At 73.3% G+C, this 16,986-nt stretch carries 18 protein-coding genes and 2 tRNA genes; 10 read left to right on the plus strand and 10 right to left on the minus strand.

Annotation, left to right across the window (positions count from 1 at the left end; all coding sequences use genetic code 11):
* Nucleotides 1–143: 143 nt before the first annotated feature.
* Entirely contained in the window at nucleotides 144–1,415 is a 1,272-nt protein-coding gene (locus tag GA0070215_RS12980) for a L,D-transpeptidase (protein WP_018786637.1), read from the plus strand.
* Between the two features lie 160 nt (nucleotides 1,416–1,575).
* Nucleotides 1,576–2,868 carry a L,D-transpeptidase gene (locus tag GA0070215_RS12985; protein WP_091045684.1) on the plus strand — a complete coding sequence of 431 codons (1,293 nt, stop codon included), beginning with the start codon at nucleotides 1,576–1,578 and terminating at the stop codon, nucleotides 2,866–2,868.
* A gap of 46 nt (nucleotides 2,869–2,914) precedes the next feature.
* Here GA0070215_RS12985 and GA0070215_RS12990 read toward each other — a convergent pair.
* A tRNA-His gene (locus tag GA0070215_RS12990) sits at nucleotides 2,915–2,990 on the minus strand.
* Between the two features lie 89 nt (nucleotides 2,991–3,079).
* Nucleotides 3,080–3,670, minus strand: a complete 591-nt coding sequence (orn, locus tag GA0070215_RS12995) for an oligoribonuclease (RefSeq protein ID WP_026268187.1) — start codon at nucleotides 3,668–3,670, stop codon at nucleotides 3,080–3,082.
* Nucleotides 3,671–3,744: 74 nt separating this feature from the next.
* Here orn and GA0070215_RS13000 point away from each other — a divergent pair, with 74 nt between their 5' ends.
* Entirely contained in the window at nucleotides 3,745–5,040 is a 1,296-nt protein-coding gene (locus GA0070215_RS13000; RefSeq protein WP_091045688.1) for a glycosyltransferase family 87 protein, read from the plus strand.
* 102 nt (nucleotides 5,041–5,142) lie between these two features.
* Here GA0070215_RS13000 and GA0070215_RS13005 read toward each other — a convergent pair whose 3' ends face one another.
* The 3 genes from GA0070215_RS13005 to GA0070215_RS13015 all read right to left on the minus strand — a co-directional run bounded on the left by GA0070215_RS13005 (nucleotide 5,143) and on the right by GA0070215_RS13015 (nucleotide 8,546).
* Complete coding sequence (locus GA0070215_RS13005; protein ID WP_091045691.1) at nucleotides 5,143–5,991, minus strand: hypothetical protein; 849 nt, start codon at nucleotides 5,989–5,991, stop codon at nucleotides 5,143–5,145.
* Between the two features lie 142 nt (nucleotides 5,992–6,133).
* Nucleotides 6,134–6,862, minus strand: a complete 729-nt coding sequence (locus GA0070215_RS13010) for a YcnI family copper-binding membrane protein (RefSeq protein WP_018786642.1) — start codon at nucleotides 6,860–6,862, stop codon at nucleotides 6,134–6,136.
* A gap of 16 nt (nucleotides 6,863–6,878) precedes the next feature.
* Entirely contained in the window at nucleotides 6,879–8,546 is a 1,668-nt protein-coding gene (locus GA0070215_RS13015) for a copper resistance CopC/CopD family protein (protein WP_091045982.1), read from the minus strand.
* A gap of 222 nt (nucleotides 8,547–8,768) precedes the next feature.
* On the opposite strand from GA0070215_RS13015, the gene GA0070215_RS13020 reads away from it, so the two are divergent.
* From GA0070215_RS13020 to GA0070215_RS13035, 4 genes are read left to right on the plus strand one after another with little or no spacing between them, the layout of a single operon-like run.
* Nucleotides 8,769–9,344, plus strand: coding sequence for a sigma-70 family RNA polymerase sigma factor (locus GA0070215_RS13020; RefSeq protein ID WP_018786644.1), 576 nt, complete (start codon nucleotides 8,769–8,771; stop codon nucleotides 9,342–9,344).
* Between the two features lie 30 nt (nucleotides 9,345–9,374).
* Nucleotides 9,375–9,899 carry a MauE/DoxX family redox-associated membrane protein gene (locus GA0070215_RS13025; RefSeq protein WP_018786645.1) on the plus strand — a complete coding sequence of 175 codons (525 nt, stop codon included), beginning with the start codon at nucleotides 9,375–9,377 and terminating at the stop codon, nucleotides 9,897–9,899.
* Nucleotides 9,892–10,608, plus strand: coding sequence for a thioredoxin domain-containing protein (locus GA0070215_RS13030; protein ID WP_091045695.1), 717 nt, complete (start codon nucleotides 9,892–9,894; stop codon nucleotides 10,606–10,608). Before GA0070215_RS13025 ends, GA0070215_RS13030 begins: the two co-directional genes overlap by 8 nt.
* The gene (locus GA0070215_RS13035) at nucleotides 10,605–11,693 is read left to right on the plus strand and encodes a hypothetical protein (RefSeq protein WP_018786647.1); all 1,089 of its coding nucleotides are present in this window, start codon (nucleotides 10,605–10,607) and stop codon (nucleotides 11,691–11,693) included. Before GA0070215_RS13030 ends, GA0070215_RS13035 begins: the two co-directional genes overlap by 4 nt.
* A 110-nt stretch (nucleotides 11,694–11,803) precedes the next feature.
* On the opposite strand, the gene GA0070215_RS13040 is transcribed toward GA0070215_RS13035, so the two are convergent.
* From GA0070215_RS13040 to GA0070215_RS13055, 4 genes are read right to left on the minus strand one after another with little or no spacing between them, the layout of a single operon-like run.
* Nucleotides 11,804–12,580, minus strand: a complete 777-nt coding sequence (locus GA0070215_RS13040) for an energy-coupling factor ABC transporter ATP-binding protein (protein WP_091045699.1) — start codon at nucleotides 12,578–12,580, stop codon at nucleotides 11,804–11,806.
* Complete coding sequence (cbiQ, locus tag GA0070215_RS13045) at nucleotides 12,577–13,347, minus strand: cobalt ECF transporter T component CbiQ (protein WP_091045702.1); 771 nt, start codon at nucleotides 13,345–13,347, stop codon at nucleotides 12,577–12,579. Before cbiQ ends, GA0070215_RS13040 begins: the two co-directional genes overlap by 4 nt.
* Before the next feature lie 2 nt (nucleotides 13,348–13,349).
* Nucleotides 13,350–13,769, minus strand: coding sequence for a PDGLE domain-containing protein (locus GA0070215_RS13050; protein ID WP_091045705.1), 420 nt, complete (start codon nucleotides 13,767–13,769; stop codon nucleotides 13,350–13,352).
* Nucleotides 13,766–14,485, minus strand: coding sequence for an energy-coupling factor ABC transporter permease (locus GA0070215_RS13055; RefSeq protein WP_091045709.1), 720 nt, complete (start codon nucleotides 14,483–14,485; stop codon nucleotides 13,766–13,768). The genes GA0070215_RS13050 and GA0070215_RS13055 overlap by 4 nt, the downstream gene beginning before the upstream one ends.
* A 122-nt stretch (nucleotides 14,486–14,607) precedes the next feature.
* Here GA0070215_RS13055 and bcp point away from each other — a divergent pair, with 122 nt between their 5' ends.
* From bcp to GA0070215_RS13070, 3 genes are all read left to right on the plus strand, one after another.
* Nucleotides 14,608–15,078: a thioredoxin-dependent thiol peroxidase gene (gene bcp / locus GA0070215_RS13060; RefSeq protein ID WP_026268189.1), complete on the plus strand. Its 471-nt coding sequence runs from the start codon at nucleotides 14,608–14,610 to the stop codon at nucleotides 15,076–15,078.
* 65 nt (nucleotides 15,079–15,143) lie between these two features.
* Nucleotides 15,144–15,229: transfer RNA gene (locus GA0070215_RS13065), tRNA-Leu, on the plus strand.
* Nucleotides 15,230–15,293: 64 nt separating this feature from the next.
* Entirely contained in the window at nucleotides 15,294–15,821 is a 528-nt protein-coding gene (locus tag GA0070215_RS13070) for a GNAT family N-acetyltransferase (RefSeq protein WP_091045712.1), read from the plus strand.
* A 118-nt stretch (nucleotides 15,822–15,939) separates the two neighbouring features.
* Here the strand turns inward: GA0070215_RS13070 and GA0070215_RS13075 are convergent, their stop codons facing one another.
* Nucleotides 15,940–16,983 (minus strand): expansin EXLX1 family cellulose-binding protein, encoded by a 1,044-nt coding sequence (locus tag GA0070215_RS13075; protein ID WP_091045716.1) that lies wholly within the window; start codon nucleotides 16,981–16,983, stop codon nucleotides 15,940–15,942.
* Nucleotides 16,984–16,986: the final 3 nt, after the last annotated feature.

Below are 16,986 nucleotides of genomic sequence, written 5' to 3' on the forward strand. Positions count from 1 at the left end.
GCTCCAATCCGATCCCGGGGTCCACCCTTCGGACGAGCTTAACCGGCGCAAGCGGCAAAACGGTCACCCGAACGGCGCGGGGACGGGCGCAGGAGCGTCGATACGGCACGATGTCCGCCAGGCACGCGAGGACAGGGGTGGGCATGGGCAGGTTCGCGCGGGCCGGGGCGATGGTGGGCGCCCTGGTCCTGACGGCGTCGCTGGCACTGACCGGATGCCGCGGCGACGAGGGGAGGAAGCCGGAGTTCATGCCCGGCCAGCAGCAGGTCGGCGGCGTCTCGTCCGCCGCCCCCGATCCGAGCGTCGCACCGAGCGACAGCGCCGCCGCACCGCCGCTGACCGTGAGCCCGGCCGACGGCGCGGACGGCCGGCCGGTCAGCACCGAGATCAGCGCCCGCATCCCCGGTGGTGGCACCGTGTCGAAGGTGGTAGTCGCCACCGCCGACGGCGCCGGCGTCGCCGGGCGGATGCGGCGCGACGGCTCCAGCTGGGTGCCGTCGGCCGCGCTGGAGTACGGCACCAAGTACACCGCCACTGTCACCGGCACCGGCAGGGACGGCCAGACCTACCAGGGCACCAGCACGTTCACCACGATGGCCAAGCCCAAGTCGATGATCGGCTCCGGTCTCTACATGTTCAGCGGCAAGACGTACGGGGTGGCCATGCCCGTGGTCGCCGAGTTCTCGCCGGGCATCCCGAAGAAGGACCGGGCCGCGGTGCAGAAGCGGATGTTCGTGCAGACCGACCCGCCGCAGCCCGGCGCGTGGCACTGGGTCGGTAACGGCACCCAGGCGTACTACCGCGCCCCGGAGTACTGGAAGACCGGCACCACGATCACGGTCCGGCTGGCGCTGGCCGGGATCCCGCTGAGCAACGGCCGGTACGGCAACATCGACCGCAGCGCCACCGCCAGGATCGGGCGCGCGTTCGAGATGACGGTGGACAACGCGACCAAGCAGATGACGGTCTCCGAGGACGGCAGCGTGATCCGTACGCTGCCGGTGAGCCTGGGCAAGAAGAGCACCCCCTCCTCCAGCGGCACGATGGTGGTGATGGAGAAGAAGGAGGCCACCGTCTTCGACACCCGCGACGAGCCGGACCCGGCCAACCGGTACGTCACCGAGATCGACTTCGCCCAGCGGATCACCTGGGGCGGCGAGTACATCCATGCCGCGCCCTGGTCCGAGGGTGTGCAGGGGCGGCGCAACGTCTCGCACGGCTGCGTCAACGTGTCGATGGCCGACGGCCGGTGGCTGTTCGGCAAGACGCTCGTGGGCGACCCGATCACGGTGAAGGGCACCGAGCGCCGCCTGGCCCCTGGTAACGGCTGGACGGCGTGGAGCATGAGCTGGTCGCAGTTCGTCGCCGGCAGCGCGCTGCCGGTTCCGAAGGGCGGGCAGCCGGCGCCGTTCTGACGGGCGTAACGTGGTCGGACACGCCACCTCCGACGAAGCGCCGGACGACAGCGGAATCGTTACATGACGTGGGTGTTCCGTTTCACGTCCGGCAACGCGTACCCGCTCCGGCGCGTCTGACCTGAGACGACGGGGAACGGCATCACCTTGTGAGGGAGTCATGCGAGCTGGCCAGGACGAACCGATCCGGGGCGCGAGCGTCCGACGCGTCGGCCGCCGCCGTGCGCTGGCAGCCGGGCTGCTCGCCGCCGCGATGGCCCTGACCGCCTGCACCAGCGGCGGCGGCGACAAGCCGTCGAGTTGGCAGGGCGGCGACGGCGGCGAGGAGGCCCCGAAGGCGGCGGCCACCATCAGCGAGCCCGCCGCCGACGCCAAGGACGTGCCCGCGTCCACCGCCATCACCTTCACCACGAAGGAGGCGCAGGACACCACGGTCGAGCTGAAGGACGCCGCCGGCACGGTCGTCGACGGCACGCTCGCGGCGGACGGCGGGAGCTGGCTGCCGTCCTCGGCCCTGGAGTACGGGCAGACGTACACGGCGACCGTCACCGCGACCGGCGACGACGGCAAGGCCGCCACCGCCACCAGCACGTTCACCACGATGGCCAAGCCGGCCAAGCAGATCCGGATCACCAGCTTCCTCGGCGACGACCAGGTCGTGGGCGTGGGCATGCCGCTGATCGTGAAGTTCGGCCGGGCCATCCCGGAGGACTACCGCGACGACATCCAGCGCCGGATGACAGTCACCTCGAAGCCGGCCCAGGAGGGCATCTGGCACTGGGTGAGCCCGACCGAGGTGCGCTACCGGCCCAAGACGTTCTGGAAGGCCAACAGCACCGTCAGCTACCGGGTGCAGGCGGGCGGGCTGCCGCTGGGCGGCGGTTGGTACGGCCGCGCCGACCTCAGCGTCGACATCAAGATCGGTCCGGCGCTCGTGATGTCCGTCGACAACAGCACCAAGCGGATGACGGTCACCCGCGACGGCAAGGTGGTCAAGACCATCCCGGTGAGCCTGGGCAAGAAGAGCACCCCCTCCTCCAGCGGCACCATGGTGGTGATCGAGAAGCTCCGGCACACGGTCTTCGACACCATGGAGGAACTGGGCCCGGAGGAGGGTTACCGCACCGAGATCGACTACGCCCAGCGGCTCACCTGGGGCGGCGAGTTCATCCACGCCGCGCCCTGGTCCGAGGGCGTGCAGGGCCGCACGAACGTGTCGCACGGCTGCGTCAACGTCTCGATGAAGGAAGGCAGCTGGCTGTTCGCCAACACCCGCATCGGTGACCCGATCACCGTCAAGGGCACCGAGCGCAAGCTCCAGAACGGCAACGGCTGGACCGACTGGAACATGAGCTGGGACGAGTACGTCAAGGGCAGTGCCCTGCCGTACGATCCGCCGGCCGCCGACGTCACCCCGGACGCCGGGACGCCCAGCGTCGAGCCGACCCCCTGACCCCCGTACACGACGAAGCCCTCTCCCGAAGGAGAGGGCTTCGTGTTGGGGTGACTGATGGGAATTGAACCCACGACAACCGGGACCACAACCCGGTGCTCTGCCAACTGAGCTACAGCCACCATGCTCGCCGCTCCGGTCGCCCGGGCGGTGCGCGGACTAATCATAGCCACACTCCGGCCGACCTCGTCCACCGGGTTCGGCGCGGGCGTCAGAGCTCGGCGGCGATCGCCTTCGCGGCCTCAACGTCCGGCCCCGGCAGCGGCACGAACACGGTCCGCCGGTAGTACTCCAGCTCGCGGATGCTCTCCCGGATGTCCGCGAGTGCCCGGTGGGCGAGGCCCTTCTGTGGCTGCCCGAAGTACACCCGCGGGTACCAGCGCCGGCACAGCTCCTTGATCGACGACACGTCGATCATCCGGTAGTGCAGGTGCGCGTCGAGCCGGGTCATGTCGCGGGCCAGGAAGCCCCGGTCGGTGGCGATCGAGTTGCCGCACAGCGGGGCGGTACGCGGATCCTTCACGTAGCTGCTCACGTAGTCGAGCACCATGTCCTCGGCCTCGGCCAGCGTCACCGTCGAGCGGCGTACCTCATCGGTGAGCCCGGACTTGGCGTGCATGGTCCGCACGATCTCCGGCATGGCGTCGAGCGCCTCGTCGTCGGCGTGGATCACGACGTCGACGCCGTCACCGAGCACGTTGAGATCGGGGTCGGTGACCAGCGCCGCGACCTCGATCAGCGCGTCGCGCCGCAGGTCCAGCCCGGTCATCTCACAGTCGATCCAGACGAGAAGATCAGCCACTGGAACAGACTACGCGCCGCCGACCCGCCCGCGCCTGGGCACGGTGGCCGAGGTGGACCGCTAGGGTTTCCTGCGTGCCAGCTGAACCCGTCGACCCACCCGCCGTCCCCCGCGACGACGCGGGTCCGCGTGCGGTGCGGCGGGTGGTCGCGGTGCTGGCGCTGATCGCGATCCTGCCGGCGCCCTACCTGCGCAACCTGCGGCACGACTACTACGACCAGAAGATCTACATGTCGGCGATGGACTGGTGGGCGGCCGGGCACCCGCTCTACGACTACGTCCAGCCGGACCGGGTGCAGGGCGCGCTCTACTTCACCTATCCCCCGTTCACGGCGCTGCTCCTGGCCCCGTTCGGGCATCTGCGGCTCGGGGTGGCCATCGTCGTCTTCGCGGTGCTGACCCTCGCCGCCGTGGTGCTGACCACCCGCTGGCTGGTGCTGCCGGTGCTGCGGCGGCACCAGCTGCCGCGCGGTTTCGGGCTGACCGTCGCCGTGCTGCTGGTGCTGGCGGTGGAGAGCACCCGGGAGACGCTCACGCTCGGGCAGATCAACATGCTGCTGGTGGTGCTGATCCTGGCCGACCTGCTGTTCGCCGTACCGCAGGGGCGGCGCTGGGCCGGCGTGGGCGTGGGCCTGGCCACGGCGCTGAAGCTCTTCCCCGGCATCTTCTTGCTCTACCTGCTCGTTGCCCGCAAGTGGCGAGCGGCGGCCGTGGCGGCGGTGACCGCGGCGGCGGCCACGTTGCTGGCGGCGGCGGTCGCGCCGGGTGACTCGTGGCGCTTCTGGACCCACGAGCTGTGGGCCACCGACCGGGTGGGCCGCACCGACTACACCGGGAACCAGTCGCTGTTCGGGCTGCTCAGCCGCCTGACCGCGCCGGCCGAACCGGGCCGGCTGCTGTGGCTGCTGCTCGCGCTGGCGGTGGCCGCGTTCGGCCTGTGGCGGGCGGCGCGCGCGGCCCGGGCGGGCGACGCGCTCGTGGGTCTCACCCTGACCGGGCTGGTGGGTGGCCTGGTCAGCCCGATCACCTGGATCCACCACCTGTACTGGTTCATCCCCGCGCTGGTGGTGCTCGTCGACGCCGCGTTGGACGCCGATCCGGCGACGCCCGCCGGGGCCCGCCGTCGCGGCGGCCTCTTCGCGCTGGTCGCCGTCGTGGGTCTGCCGATCGTGTACGGGTTGGTGACGTTCCAGGACTGGGGTACCGCCATCGTGCACACGGACGACCCGGTCGATTTCGTCGTCCGCAACGTGTACGTGCTGCTCAGCCTGCTTGTGCTGGCCGTACTGCCGATCCGTCGGCATGCGGGCGAGGAACCAATGAAACGGACTGAACGGACACACCTCGCAACGAACGGCGATCAGCGCTAATCTAGGAGCAACTACCTCAGTTTTCTCCCAGGTAGCACCGATCCCCCGGTGAAGAACGGCCCTCCGCGTCGGCAGCGCGGAGGGCCGTTCGGGTTCTCGTCGTCAGTCCTGGTCGCCGGGGCACCGGCCCGGCGGCGCAGCGATCGCCGCGCGGGTCCGCCCGGCGCCGGAGCCCACCGCCACCAGGTGCCGCTCGGGTCGCGACGCCGGGCCCGGCTGGTGGCCCAGCCCGGACAGCGAGGTCACGCCGAGACGCCCGGCGAGCACCGGCACCTGGTCCGGCTCGACCACGAAGACCACCTCACGGGGCCGCAGCGGGCGCAGCAGCACCACCACGGCGAGGAGCACCAGCAACGTCCCGCCGACCAGCAGCACCCACGCCAGTCCCGGGAACCACCCGGCCCGCAACTCGGCGCGCATTCGCAGGTCGAGCCCCGCCGCGCCGTCCACGCGCATGACGACCAGGCTCAGCGACCGGCCGGACATCTCCGACGGGCTCCACTCCAGGGAGCCGACGCCCTCCCGTACCCAGAAGGACTGAGCCGTCGGCGCGGCGATGCCGGCGCCGGCGGTGGCCGGGTCCAGGTCGACCGGCAGCGGGCCTCGGGTGACCGCCACGCGGCGCACGGTGCTGTGCGGGACGTCGGCCAGCCACCCTCGCACCTGGTCGGCCGGGGCGAGGCCGAGGAAGACCGGGCCGTCGTCGTCCCGGGCGGTCAGGTGCAGCCGGGCCTGACCGGTGCGCGCCAGCGGCAGGTCGGCGCGCAGCAACGCGTCCACGTCGGTCACCAGCACCACGGAGGCGGGCGTGCGGACCGGCTCGAACCGGGCGTCGAAGCCGCCGTCCGGGCCGGCCTGCCGCGCGGCCAGCCACAGACCTCCGCCCGCCAGCAGCGCCGGAATCCCCAACGCCAGCAGCACCACGCCGGCGATCGTGCGTACGAAACGCATTCGCGTCGTCCCTCTCGGTAGCCAACTACCCGGCCGACCTTACCGACGCGCGTCGGCCGATCGCCGGATATCGGCGGCACCCGTCCGCCGACGGCGACCGGCCCGGCGGATCGTCCCGCCGGGCCGGTGCCGTCGCTCACGTTCAGGACTTCGCGGCAGGCTCCCGCCGGGTACGGGCGAACGCCAGGCCGCCGAGGGCCAGGCCGCCCAGCCCGGCGACCAGGCCGGCCACGCCGAGGGCGGTGGCCGCGCCGGACCCGGCGTCGTCGTCATCGTCGTCGTCGGCCGTGGCGGCCGGCGCGCTCGCGCCCGGCGAGGCGGGCGCCGCCGCGGCCAGTTCGAGCACCGGCGCGGGGTTCTCCGGTTCCTCCGCGCCCGGCGTCGGCTCCTCGATCCACCGGGAGACGTTGCCGTCGGAATACGTCTGGAGCACCTTGAACACCATCGTGTCGGCCTGCGGCAGCGGGCCCATCGACACCGGGAACTCCTGGAACTCGCCCGGCTTCACACCACCGTTCGGCGCGGCGGTGAAGGTCAGCTTGGAGACCGCCTCGGTGATCTGGCTGCCGTGCACCTCGATCGGCGGGTCGACCTTGCGCTTCTCCACGGCGACCGTCCAGCCCGCCACCGGCATGGTGGAGACCGAGCCGACCGGGGCGTTCTCCGGCAGGTTCACCTCGACCTTGACTGTCGACGCCGTGTCGCTCTCGTTCGGCACCCGGAACGCGAACCGGCCGTAGCCGCCCTGCGTACCCTCGGCCGGGTTGATCGTGACGTGCGCCGAGGCCGGACCGGCCAGGCCGAGGACGGCCGTGGCCACTGCGGTGAGGGTCAGCGCGGCGACTGTCGCGGGACGCCGGAGACGGATCATCAGATGGGACCTTCCGTTACTTGATCGGCACGGTGGCGGTCACCGTGGCCTGGTCGATGTCGGACGTGCGGACGGTGATGCGCACCTGCCAGTCACCCCGGGCCGGCAGGTTGACCTCACCGGTGGCGTGGTTGTCGCTCAGCGGCAGCAGCGGGACGGTGATCGGCTCGATCCCGGCCGACGGGAGCGCGGCGGTGACCTTCCACTCCTGCACCGGCTGGGGGCGGTTGTCCTTGGTGTAGGCGTACAGGTGGATCGAGTTGTTCCCGGTCTCGGCCGGGTCCAGCTGGACCTCCAGCGAGTAGATCGGGCTGCTCAGCGTAGTGGAGAAGTAGCCCTGTTCGGTTCCGGCGACGTCCGCGGCGGCGGTCCGCGCCGGAGTGGTCTGCACGAGCGTCGCCGACACGCCCAGCACCACCGCCGTGATCACCAGCTCGGCCACCACGGCCCGCCGCATCGAACCCGGCCGGCCGGCGGCGACCCGCCGCCGCACCAGCGCCCGGGAGTACGCGGCCACGCCGATCACCAGTGCGAACAGCACGATCTTGGCGAGCAGGAGCCGGCCGTACGTGGTCCCGAACAGCGCCTGCACGCCGGCCACCTCGATCAGGCCCTGCACGGTGCCGGCCAGCAGCAACGCGGTCACCGCGAGCGCCGCCCAGCGGGACCAGATCGGCAGGATCGCGTCCAGCTCACGCTCGTCGGCCCGGCGCAGCAGGAAAACCGTGAGCATGACCAGGCCGCCCAGCCACACCGCCATGCCGCCCAGGTGCACCGCGTCCACCACCACCGACACCGCGGGCGCGGGCGAGGCCGCCGCGTGCCCGGCCAGCGGCCAGGTGAACAGCGCCGCGCCGCCGAGGACCGCCAGGATGATCCCGTCGGTACGGCCGATCGGACCGGCGAACAGCGGCCGGAGCAGGAACGCCGCCGCGGCGAGCAGACCCAGCCGGACCAGGTGGGTGGTGCCGTAGGCGCTGCCCAGCACGTCACTCAGGCCGGAACCGGTCACGTCGAACAGGCCGCCCCCGTTGACGTACGGCACCTGGAGCCACACCTCGGCGATCGTCGCCGCCGCCAGCACGCCGAGCCCGGTCCAGGCCAGCCGCGCCGGTCCCCGGCGGGACAGCCGGCGCGGCCAGAGCGCGGCCAGCACCAGCGCCGGGCCGACGAGCAGCAGCAGACCGGTGTATCCGGCGAACTTCGCCACCTTCACCGCGTTCTCGGTGACCAGGTTCGCCCGGTTGTCCGAGCCGCTGTCGGTGGGCGGCTCGGACGGCGCGCCGACGGAGTAGGTGAAGGCGCCGGAGACCGGGTGGCTGTCGGCCGAGATCACCCGGTAGCTCACCAGGTAGGTGCCGCGCCCGGCGGCGGGATCCACCGGGATGGTGACCTCGGCGCCCTGGAACGTCGGCTCGCCCCGGTCGGCGCGTGAGCCGTCGGGGGCGATCACCCGAACCTTCCCGGGCACCTTCCGGACGCCCTCGCTGAACGTGATCACCACCTGGGCGGGCGCCTCGGGCACCACGGCGGAGGCGGCCGGGCTGCTGCTCACCAGCACCGCGTGGGCGGCGGCCGGGGTGGCCGGGACGAGCAGCAGGGCGACCAGCAGGAGCAGCAGCCCGGCAACGGCCCCGGAGCGGGCGGCGACGACCCGGGACGGGCGGGGTACGGCAGCAGTCATGACCGCCATGGTTCCCGAACCGGGGCGGGTCCGGCGAGCCGGTGCCCGGCGGGCGTGACCGAGCGCCCACCCGGCACCGCGGCGCGCACCACGCCGGCCCTGCTCGGAGGTCATAGGAGGGTAGTCGGAGAGCGGGCGGGAGAAGTTCCCGGAGTGTGCGGGACCACGGAATGGGTCGAAGGACCCTGTCCTGTCCAGGTACGCCGCGTAACCTCGGGTGACGTGATCCCCGGCCCGCGCGACACCGCCGCCGACCGCCCCGAGTCGGCGCTCGACGCTGCCACCGGCTGGGCGCTGGCCGCCCGCGACGGGGACCGCGACGCGCAGGCCGCCTTCGTCCGGGCCACCCAGGCCGAGGTGTGGCGCTTCGCCGCCGCGCTCGTCGACCCGGACACCGCAGACGACCTGACCCAGGAGACGTACCTGCGGGCCTTCCGGGCGCTGCCCGGCTTCGAGGGGCGTTCCAGCGTGCGTACCTGGCTGCTCGGGATCGCCCGCCGGGCCTGCGCCGACCACCTGCGCACCGTGGTGCGCCGCCGCCGGCTCGACGCGCGGCTCGCCGCCCAGGCCGCCACCGACCGCCCGTACCCGGACCCGGCCGGGCAACTCGGTGCCACCGACCTGGTCCGCCGGCTGCCGGCCGAGCGGCGCTCCGCGTTCGTGCTCACCCAACTGCTCGGCCTGTCGTACGCCGAGGCCGCCGACGTGGAGGGGGTGCCGGTGGGCACGATCCGCTCCCGGGTGGCCCGCGCCCGCGACGAACTGGTCGACGCTGTCGGCGACACGCTGGCCGGATAGCGGGAACCTTTCGTGGCGCTCGGACGACGAATGACTGTGACCCCCTCCCCCTCCCGGGCCGGCCGCTGGCAGACCCTGCGGCCCTGGCTCGGCGTCGCGGCCCGCCTCGGACTCGCAGCCGTGTGGCTGATCGCCGGCGGCACCAAGGTCGGCGACCTGGCCGCCTCCGGCCGGGCCGTGAACGCCTACCAGGTGATGCCGTACGACGTGGCCACAGTGATCGGCGCGGCGCTGCCGTTCGTCGAGCTGGCCCTGGGCGTCCTGCTGCTCGTCGGGCTCGCCACCCGGATCAGCGCCGGTGTGTCGGCGGCGCTGCTCGTGGTCTTCGTCGCGGGCATCGCCTCGGCCTGGGCGCGCGGCCTGGCCATCGACTGCGGGTGTTTCGGCAGCGGCGGCCAGCTCGCCGCCGGCCAGACGCCCAGCTACCTCCCGGAGATCCTCCGGGACCTCGGGTTCCTGGTACTCGCCGGGTTCCTGCTGATCTGGCCCCGCACCCCGTTCTCCGTGGACGGGTGGCTGGCGGGCGACGACACCGTGGAGGACGACGATGAGTAGTCGCAAGGGGCGCAAGGACGCGGCCCGGGTCGTACGCGAGCAGATCGCCCGGGAGAAGCGGCGCAAGCGCACGCTCTGGACCTCGATCGCCGCGGTGCTGGTGCTCGTCATCGCCGGTGGCATCGGCTGGGCCGTGTACTCGAGCCAGAAGTCCGACGAGTTCACCGCCCCGCCCGGGGCCAACGACGCCGGCACCGGCATCGTGCTGGGCACCGGGCCGGTCACCATCGACCTGTACGAGGACTACCTCTGCCCCGCCTGCAAGCAGTTCCAGCAGGTCAACGGCGACACGCTCGACCAGCTCGTCGACGAGGGCAAGGCGAAGCTGGTGTTCCACCCGGTGGCGTTCCTGAACCGCTTCTCCACCACGGAATACTCGACCCGGGCGTCGGCCGCCTCCGGCTGCGCCGCGGAGGACGGCAAGTTCCGCGAGTTCACCGAGCAGCTCTTCGACAGGCAGCCGCCGGAGGGCGGCGCCGGGCTCAGCAACGACGAGCTCGTCGACATCGGCGCGGGCGTCGGGCTGAACCGCGACGAGTTCGCCTCCTGCGTCTCCGACGGCACGTACCGGCCGTGGACCGAGCACGTCACCGACGAGGCGAGCAAGGCCGGCGTGACCGGCACCCCGACCATCAAGGTCAACGGCAGTGAGCTCCAGGACCGCAGCCCCGAGGGGATCAAGTCGGCGGTGGAGGCGGCCGGCAGGTGACGACACCCCTGCGCCGGGTCGCGCTGGTGCTCGCCGGCGCGGCCACCGCGCTGCTCACGCTCGCCGCGCCGGCCGCCGCGCACGGCGCGGACGCGCCCGACGGCACCGACTACCGAGCCACCATCAGCGACGTCGACCCGGACCGCCCCGGGCTGACCGCGCGCATGGTGGAGGCCGGCGCGCGGCTGGAGCTGACGAACGACACCGGCGCCGAGGTGACGGTGCTCGGCTACTCCGGCGAGCCGTACCTGCGCGTCGGCCCGGCCGGCGTGTACGAGAACCTCCACTCCCCCGCCACGTACCTGAACCGGACGCTGGCCGGGGAGACGCGGCTGCCCGCCGAGGCGAACCCGGCCGCCGCGCCCGACTGGCGGCGGATCGACGACGGGCCCACCGCCCGCTGGCACGACCAGCGCACGCTGTGGCGGGAGGACGCCCCGCCGCTCGCCGTCGCCGCCGCCCCGGACCGGGAACACCGGGTACGCGACTGGACCGTGCCGCTGCGCGCCGGTGACACCACCGGAGCCGTACGCGGCACGCTGGACTGGGTGCCGCCACCCGACCCGTACCCCTGGTGGGTGGCCGCCACGCTGGGCTTCCTGCTGATCGGCGCGGCCGGGCTGGCGCCGGGCGGCACCGCCGCCGGGGTGCGGGCACTGCGCGCGGTCGGCGCGCTGCTCGCCGCGGGCGGCGCCGCCACGGTGGCGCTGACGGTCGCCCGCGCGCTGGACACCGGCGCCCCCGGCGTCGGCGGAACGCTCGCCGAGCTGGTCACCGGTCAGGTCTGGACGCTGCTCACCGGGCTCGGCGCACTCGCCGCCGGTGGGTACGCGCTGGCCCGCCGCCCGGCCGCCGACTTCGTGCTCGCGCTGGCCGGCGCCTGCCTCACGCTGTTCGCCGGAGTGACGAACCTCGCCGCGCTGTCCCGCTCGATCCCCCCGGCCGCCGGCCCGGCCGTGCTGGTCCGGGTGCTCGTGGTGGTGGGCCTGGCGACGGGCGCCGGCGCGGTGGCGGCGGGCCTGCTGCGCCTGCGCGCCGCCGCACGAGCGGCCCGCCCCACCCTCCACCCGAACCCCACTCCCTGACCCGCCCCGCCCCGGCGATCGATGAGTGAAGCGCCCCGGCCCCCGGCCCTTTCGTACCAAGATTCACACTGCTCCCGACCCACCCCCGCCGCACTCGCCCCCGGACCGGGTCAGGTCGGGCGGGGGCCGGGTCGGGCGGGGGCGAAGCCGTAGGGAAGCTCCAGGCGGTGGGCGGTCAGCAGCGCCTCGTCGGACAGGAGGTCCGCGGTGGGGGCGTCGGCGACGATCCGGCCACCGTCCAGGATCACCGAGCGGGGGCACAGCTCGGCCGCGTACGGCAGGTCGTGCGTGACCATGAGCAGCGTCACCGGCAGAGCGCGCAGGATCTCCGCCAGCTCCCGCCGGGCGGCCGGGTCGAGGTTCGACGACGGCTCGTCCAGCACCAGGATCTCCGGGCGCATGGCCAGCACCGTCGCCACCGCCACCCGGCGCCGCTGCCCGAACGACAGGTGGTGCGGCGCCCGGTCCCGGTGCTCGCTCATCCCGACCGCCGCGAGCGCCTCGTCGACCCGGGCGGCCAGCTCGGCCCCGCGCAGGCCCAAATTGGCCGGGCCGAACGCGACGTCCTCGGCGACTGTGGGCAGGAACAGCTGGTCGTCCGGGTCCTGGAAGACGATGCCGACGCGGCGGCGTACCTCGGCCAGCGTGTCCCGGTCGCGGCCGACCGTCAGGCCGCCGACGCTCACCGTGCCCTCGGTCGGGGTGAGGATGCCGTTGAGGTGCAGCACGAGCGTGGTCTTGCCGGCGCCGTTGGGCCCGAGCAGCGCCACCCGCTCGCCGCGCGGCACGGTCAGATCCACCCCCTGCAGGGCGACGTGACCGTCCGGGTACGCGTACCGGACGCCGTCGACGTCGAGGGAGGGCGGCTGCTGCACGTACCCGATCATTGCAGGACGAGCGCGACGGCGGCGATGGTGGCCGCGATCGCCGGCACCGTCGCGGCGGCCACCCACTGGCCGGCGGTGGCCGCGCCGGCCCCCTGCCACGCCGTCGGCATCCGGCCGGTGTAGCCGCGGGAGAGCATCGCCAGGTAGACCCGCTCGCCGCGCTCGAAGGCGCGCAGGAACAGCGCGCCGACCCCGGCGGCGAAGCCGCGCAACTGCCACAGGAACCGCGGGTCGTCGCCGCGGGACACCCGCGCCACCCGCATCCGGCGGGCCTCGCCGACGAGCACCTCCAGGTAGCGCAGCATGAACGTGGCGATCTGGGTGAGGATCTGCGGGCAGCGCAGCCGGTCCAGGCCGAGCAGCAGGTCACGCGTCGTCGTGGTCGCCGCCAGCAGAAGCGACGCGAGTACGCCGAGGGTGCCCTTGGCGAGGATGTTGAAGGCGCCGTGCAGCCCGTCGACGGACAGGGCGAGCCCGGCCACCTCGACCCGCTCCCCCGCGCCCAGGAACGGCAGGGCGAACGCGAACAGCACGAACGGCAGCTCGATCAGGGCCCGGCTGAGCAGCCAGCGCGGGCCGACCCGGGCGAGCGCGGCCACCACGGCGACCAGGAGCGCATACCCGCCGAAGGCCCAGTACGCCTCCCGTGGCGTGGCCACCACCGCGACGGTGAACAGCACCATCGCGGCGATCTTCACCTCCGGCGGGAGGCGGTGCACCGGCGAGCCGGACTCGCGGTAGAGGACGTGCGGGTGCCCGGCGCCCATGGTCAGCGGGTGCCGCCGGACGGGGTTGCGGCCTCGTCCGCCCGGTCGGCGGTAGCGGCCGGCGTGGCCGGCGCGGCGGGCGTCGCCGGCCCGCGACGGCGGGCCAGCCAGAACAGGCCGCCGCTGGCCGCGAAGGTGAGCAGCACACCGAGTACGCCGGACAGGCCGGTGGAGACGAAGTCGTTGCCGATCCCGCGCACGCCGTAGTCGGCGAGCGGGCTGTCCGCCAGCTCGTGGTCCTTGGCCTGCTGGGCCGGGCAGCTACCGCCGGTGATCTCGTCGTCGGCGTTCACCGTGCAGCCCTTGAGCAGCGACGAGTCGAGCCCGTCCGGGTGCGAGGAGGCGTAGTTGCTGACCACGCCGGCCAGCAGCAGGGCCACCAGCAGGCCGCCGAGCAGGAACGGCCAGTGACGCTTGCTCATCGGGCACCTCCGGCGACCGGGACGGCGGGAGCCGGCGTGGCCGGCTTGAGGGCACGCAGCGCGTACACCAGGTCGGGCCGGACCTTGGCGACCGTGACCACTGTGGTCGCGGTGATCAGGCCCTCGCCGACGCCGATCAGCAGGTGGGCGAAGGCCATGGTGCCGGCCAGGCCGGTGAGGTTGCCGCCGAGGTCGGTGGTGCCGCCCAGCCAGTACTGCAGGACGAAGCCCTGGGCCGCGACCACCACGCTGACCAGCGCGGACACGAACGCGGTCACCGCCAGCCCGGACGGGCTGCGCGGCAGCACGCGCAGCAGGAGCGCGATCAGCAGGTACGCGGCGGCGGTGCCGAGCAACGCCATGTTGGTGATGTTGAGGCCGAGCATGGCAACCCCGCCGTCACCGAAGACCAGCGCCTGCACGATCAGCACCACGGCGACGCAGAGCGCGCCCACCCAGGGGCCGACGAGCATCGCGGCCAGCGCGCCGCCGAGCAGGTGACCGCTGACTCCGGCGGTGAAGATCGGGAAGTTGAGCATCTGCACGGCGAAGATGAACGCCGCCACCAAACCGGCCATCGGGGCGAGCCGGTCGTCGAGGTCGGCCCGGCCCCGACGTACGCAGAAGGCGAGCGCGGCCAGCGCGAAGGCCGCGAAGATCGCGGCGACCGGACCGTTGATGATCCCGTTGGAGATGTGCATCGCCAGGGTGTCCACGCGCTCAGCGTATTTCCAGGGAGGCACTGTTGCCAATATCTTGCAACTGCAAATGATGGCCGTCACCGCGCCCGCGCGTCGCCGTGCCGCCGCCGTGCCGGCCCGGCGGTATCGTCACCGTCATGACCGACCGCCTCAAGCCCGGCGACCCCGCACCCGAGTTCACCCTCCCCACCGACGACGGCGGCACGCTGTCCCTGACCGGCCTGCGCGGCCGCAAGGTCATCCTGTACGCGTACCCGGCCGCCATGACGCCCGGCTGCACCAAGCAGGCGTGTGACTTCCGGGACTCCCTCGCCTCGCTCCAGGCCGCCGGCTACGAGGTGGTGGGGATCTCGCCGGACAAACCGGCCAAGCTCGCCAAGTTCCGCGACCGGGACGCCATCACGTTCCCGCTGGTCTCCGACGAGGACAAGGCGGTGCTGACCGCGTACGGCGCGTTCGGCGAGAAGCAGATGTACGGGCGCACGGTCACCGGCGTGATCCGCTCGACGTTCGTGGTGGACGAGGACGGCAAGATCGAGCAGGCGTTCTACAACGTGCGGGCCACCGGTCACGTCGCCAAGCTGCGCCGGGACCTCGGCCTCGACTGAGGTCGCTCCGGTCGCGGCCCGGAGTACACACGGCTGCGGCGTGACGCTCTAGACTCAGCGGGTCGGCGGGAGTGGCGGAACGGCAGACGCGCAGGCCTTAGGAGCCTGTGTCCGAGAGGACGTGGGGGTTCGAAACCCCCCTCCCGCACCATCAACTGTGTCACCCGCATCACGAACACGGGTCCGGGCCGCGTCGTCACGCGCAGGATGGCGTCGTGGACCTGCGCTTCGTACTCGACCCCGACCTGACCCCCGAACTGCGCGAACAGATCGCCGCGCTCTGGGTGGACGTGACGAACGCCGGTGGTGCCGTCGGCTTCGTCGCCCCGGTGACCGCCGACGAGGTACGCCCGGTCGCCACCTCGACGCTCGACGAGGTGGCGGACGGGCCGGACCGGCTGCTCGCCGGCTACGAGGGTGAGAAGCTGGTCGCGGTTCTAGTCATCGCCGACAACCGGTTCCACCTCAAAACGCACTGGCGGGTGCTCAAGCGCGTCATGGTGCACCCCGACACACAGGGACGCGGCCACGGCGCGGCGCTGATGCGCGAGGCCGAACGGATCGCCAGCGGCCTCGGGCTGGCGGCGCTGCACGTGACGGTCCGCGACGGCCTGGGGCTGGACCGCTTCTACAAGCGGCTCGGCTACCGCGAGATCGGCCGTCTCCCCGCCGCACTGCGCCTGTCCCCCACCGACACCCGCGACGAGATCCTCATGTGGCTGGACCTCCCCACCTCCCCCTGACCCCGCCCTAGCCTGCCCCGCCGATCTTGCACTTCCGCCCCCACAAAAGCCGCGTCCAGGGCAGATCGAGGGCCGCAAGTGCAAGATCGGCGAGCCGGGGCGCCGGGGGCGGGCGGGGTCAGGAGCAGGGTGGCGGGGTGGGAGGAGCGGCGGCTGCCTGCACGACGGGGTCCACCGGGGCGGCGGCGGGGGCCGGCGACGTTGTGCGGGTGGAAGGGCTGGGGGCGGGGGTCCGGGGTGTGGGGATCGGCTTCTTCGGGGTGGATCCGGCGGTGGCGGGGTCGGCGCCGTACATGCGGGTCTTGCTGCGCTGCACCTGGCCGGGGAGCATCCGGATGCCGGTCGCGGTCGCGCGGTGGCCGTACACGTCGGTGACCCGGATCTCGTACGGGCCGGGACCGGCCCCGGACCCGATCAACCAGTAGTTGTAGTCCTGCCGCTGGGCCGTACGCCACGAGCCGTCGCGCCGCACCTCGACCGAGCGCAGCGGGTTGCCGTGGTCACCGACCAGGACGGCGAACCACCACTGCGACGAGCCCTCCTTCATCCGGAAGGTGAGCGGGCCGGGCAACTTCGGGTTCACCACCGCCCGGTAGCTGACCTTCACCACTCCCTGCACCGGGTCGGCGATCCGGGCGAACGCCTCGGCGGAGAGGTCGAGGTGGCCGGGCGCGCACTCCGGGCACTGGTCCATCACCAGCACCCGGACGGTGCCGCGCGGGCCGGTGACGTCGAGGAAGCCGCCACAGGAGGCGCCGGAGGCGTACTCGTCCGGGCCGAGCGCGACGTACATCCGGTCGGCGGGCGCGGCCGGCCGGGAGCAGTTGCCGCCGGCGCCCTCGGAGTCGTAAAAGGTCGCCTTGCCGCTGCGCGTCGCGCCGCCGACGGGCGGAGCGGCAGCCACCGGCATCGCGGCACCGGGCGGGAGCGCGGCGGCCACGGACGGGAGCGCGGCCACGGCAGCGCGCGGAGGCGGGGCGGCGCAGGCCGGGGCCGCGCCGCCGCGTACCGCGAGGGTCACCGCGACCGCGGCGGCGACGGTGACCAGGCCGGCGGCGGCCAGGCGGCGACGGCGCGTGGCCACCTGGCGACGACCGTCCGGGGTGGCGGGGCCGGGCGCGTCGCCGGAGGTCGGCGGGATCGGTGCGGTGCCGTCGGTCACGCC

Origin of the sequence: Micromonospora marina, from assembly GCF_900091565.1 — a bacterium.
Classification (GTDB): Bacteria; Actinomycetota; Actinomycetes; order Mycobacteriales; family Micromonosporaceae; genus Micromonospora; species Micromonospora marina.

Excerpts from the sequence above, each read along its gene's own strand:
- GA0070215_RS12985 (WP_091045684.1), top strand. The coding sequence starts at position 1,576 with ATGCGAGCTGGCCAGGACGAACCGATCCGGGGCGCGAGCGTCCGACGC.
- GA0070215_RS13005 (WP_091045691.1), bottom strand. The coding sequence starts at position 5,991 with ATGCGTTTCGTACGCACGATCGCCGGCGTGGTGCTGCTGGCGTTGGGG.
- GA0070215_RS13050 (WP_091045705.1), bottom strand. The coding sequence starts at position 13,769 with ATGAGCAAGCGTCACTGGCCGTTCCTGCTCGGCGGCCTGCTGGTGGCC.
- cbiQ (WP_091045702.1), bottom strand. The coding sequence starts at position 13,347 with ATGGGCGCCGGGCACCCGCACGTCCTCTACCGCGAGTCCGGCTCGCCG.
- GA0070215_RS12980 (WP_018786637.1), top strand. The coding sequence starts at position 144 with ATGGGCAGGTTCGCGCGGGCCGGGGCGATGGTGGGCGCCCTGGTCCTG.
- GA0070215_RS13025 (WP_018786645.1), top strand. The coding sequence starts at position 9,375 with ATGACTGTGACCCCCTCCCCCTCCCGGGCCGGCCGCTGGCAGACCCTG.
- GA0070215_RS13040 (WP_091045699.1), bottom strand. The coding sequence starts at position 12,580 with ATGATCGGGTACGTGCAGCAGCCGCCCTCCCTCGACGTCGACGGCGTC.
- GA0070215_RS13030 (WP_091045695.1), top strand. The coding sequence starts at position 9,892 with ATGAGTAGTCGCAAGGGGCGCAAGGACGCGGCCCGGGTCGTACGCGAG.
- GA0070215_RS13010 (WP_018786642.1), bottom strand. The coding sequence starts at position 6,862 with ATGATCCGTCTCCGGCGTCCCGCGACAGTCGCCGCGCTGACCCTCACC.
- GA0070215_RS13015 (WP_091045982.1), bottom strand. The coding sequence starts at position 8,546 with ATGACTGCTGCCGTACCCCGCCCGTCCCGGGTCGTCGCCGCCCGCTCC.
- bcp (WP_026268189.1), top strand. The coding sequence starts at position 14,608 with ATGACCGACCGCCTCAAGCCCGGCGACCCCGCACCCGAGTTCACCCTC.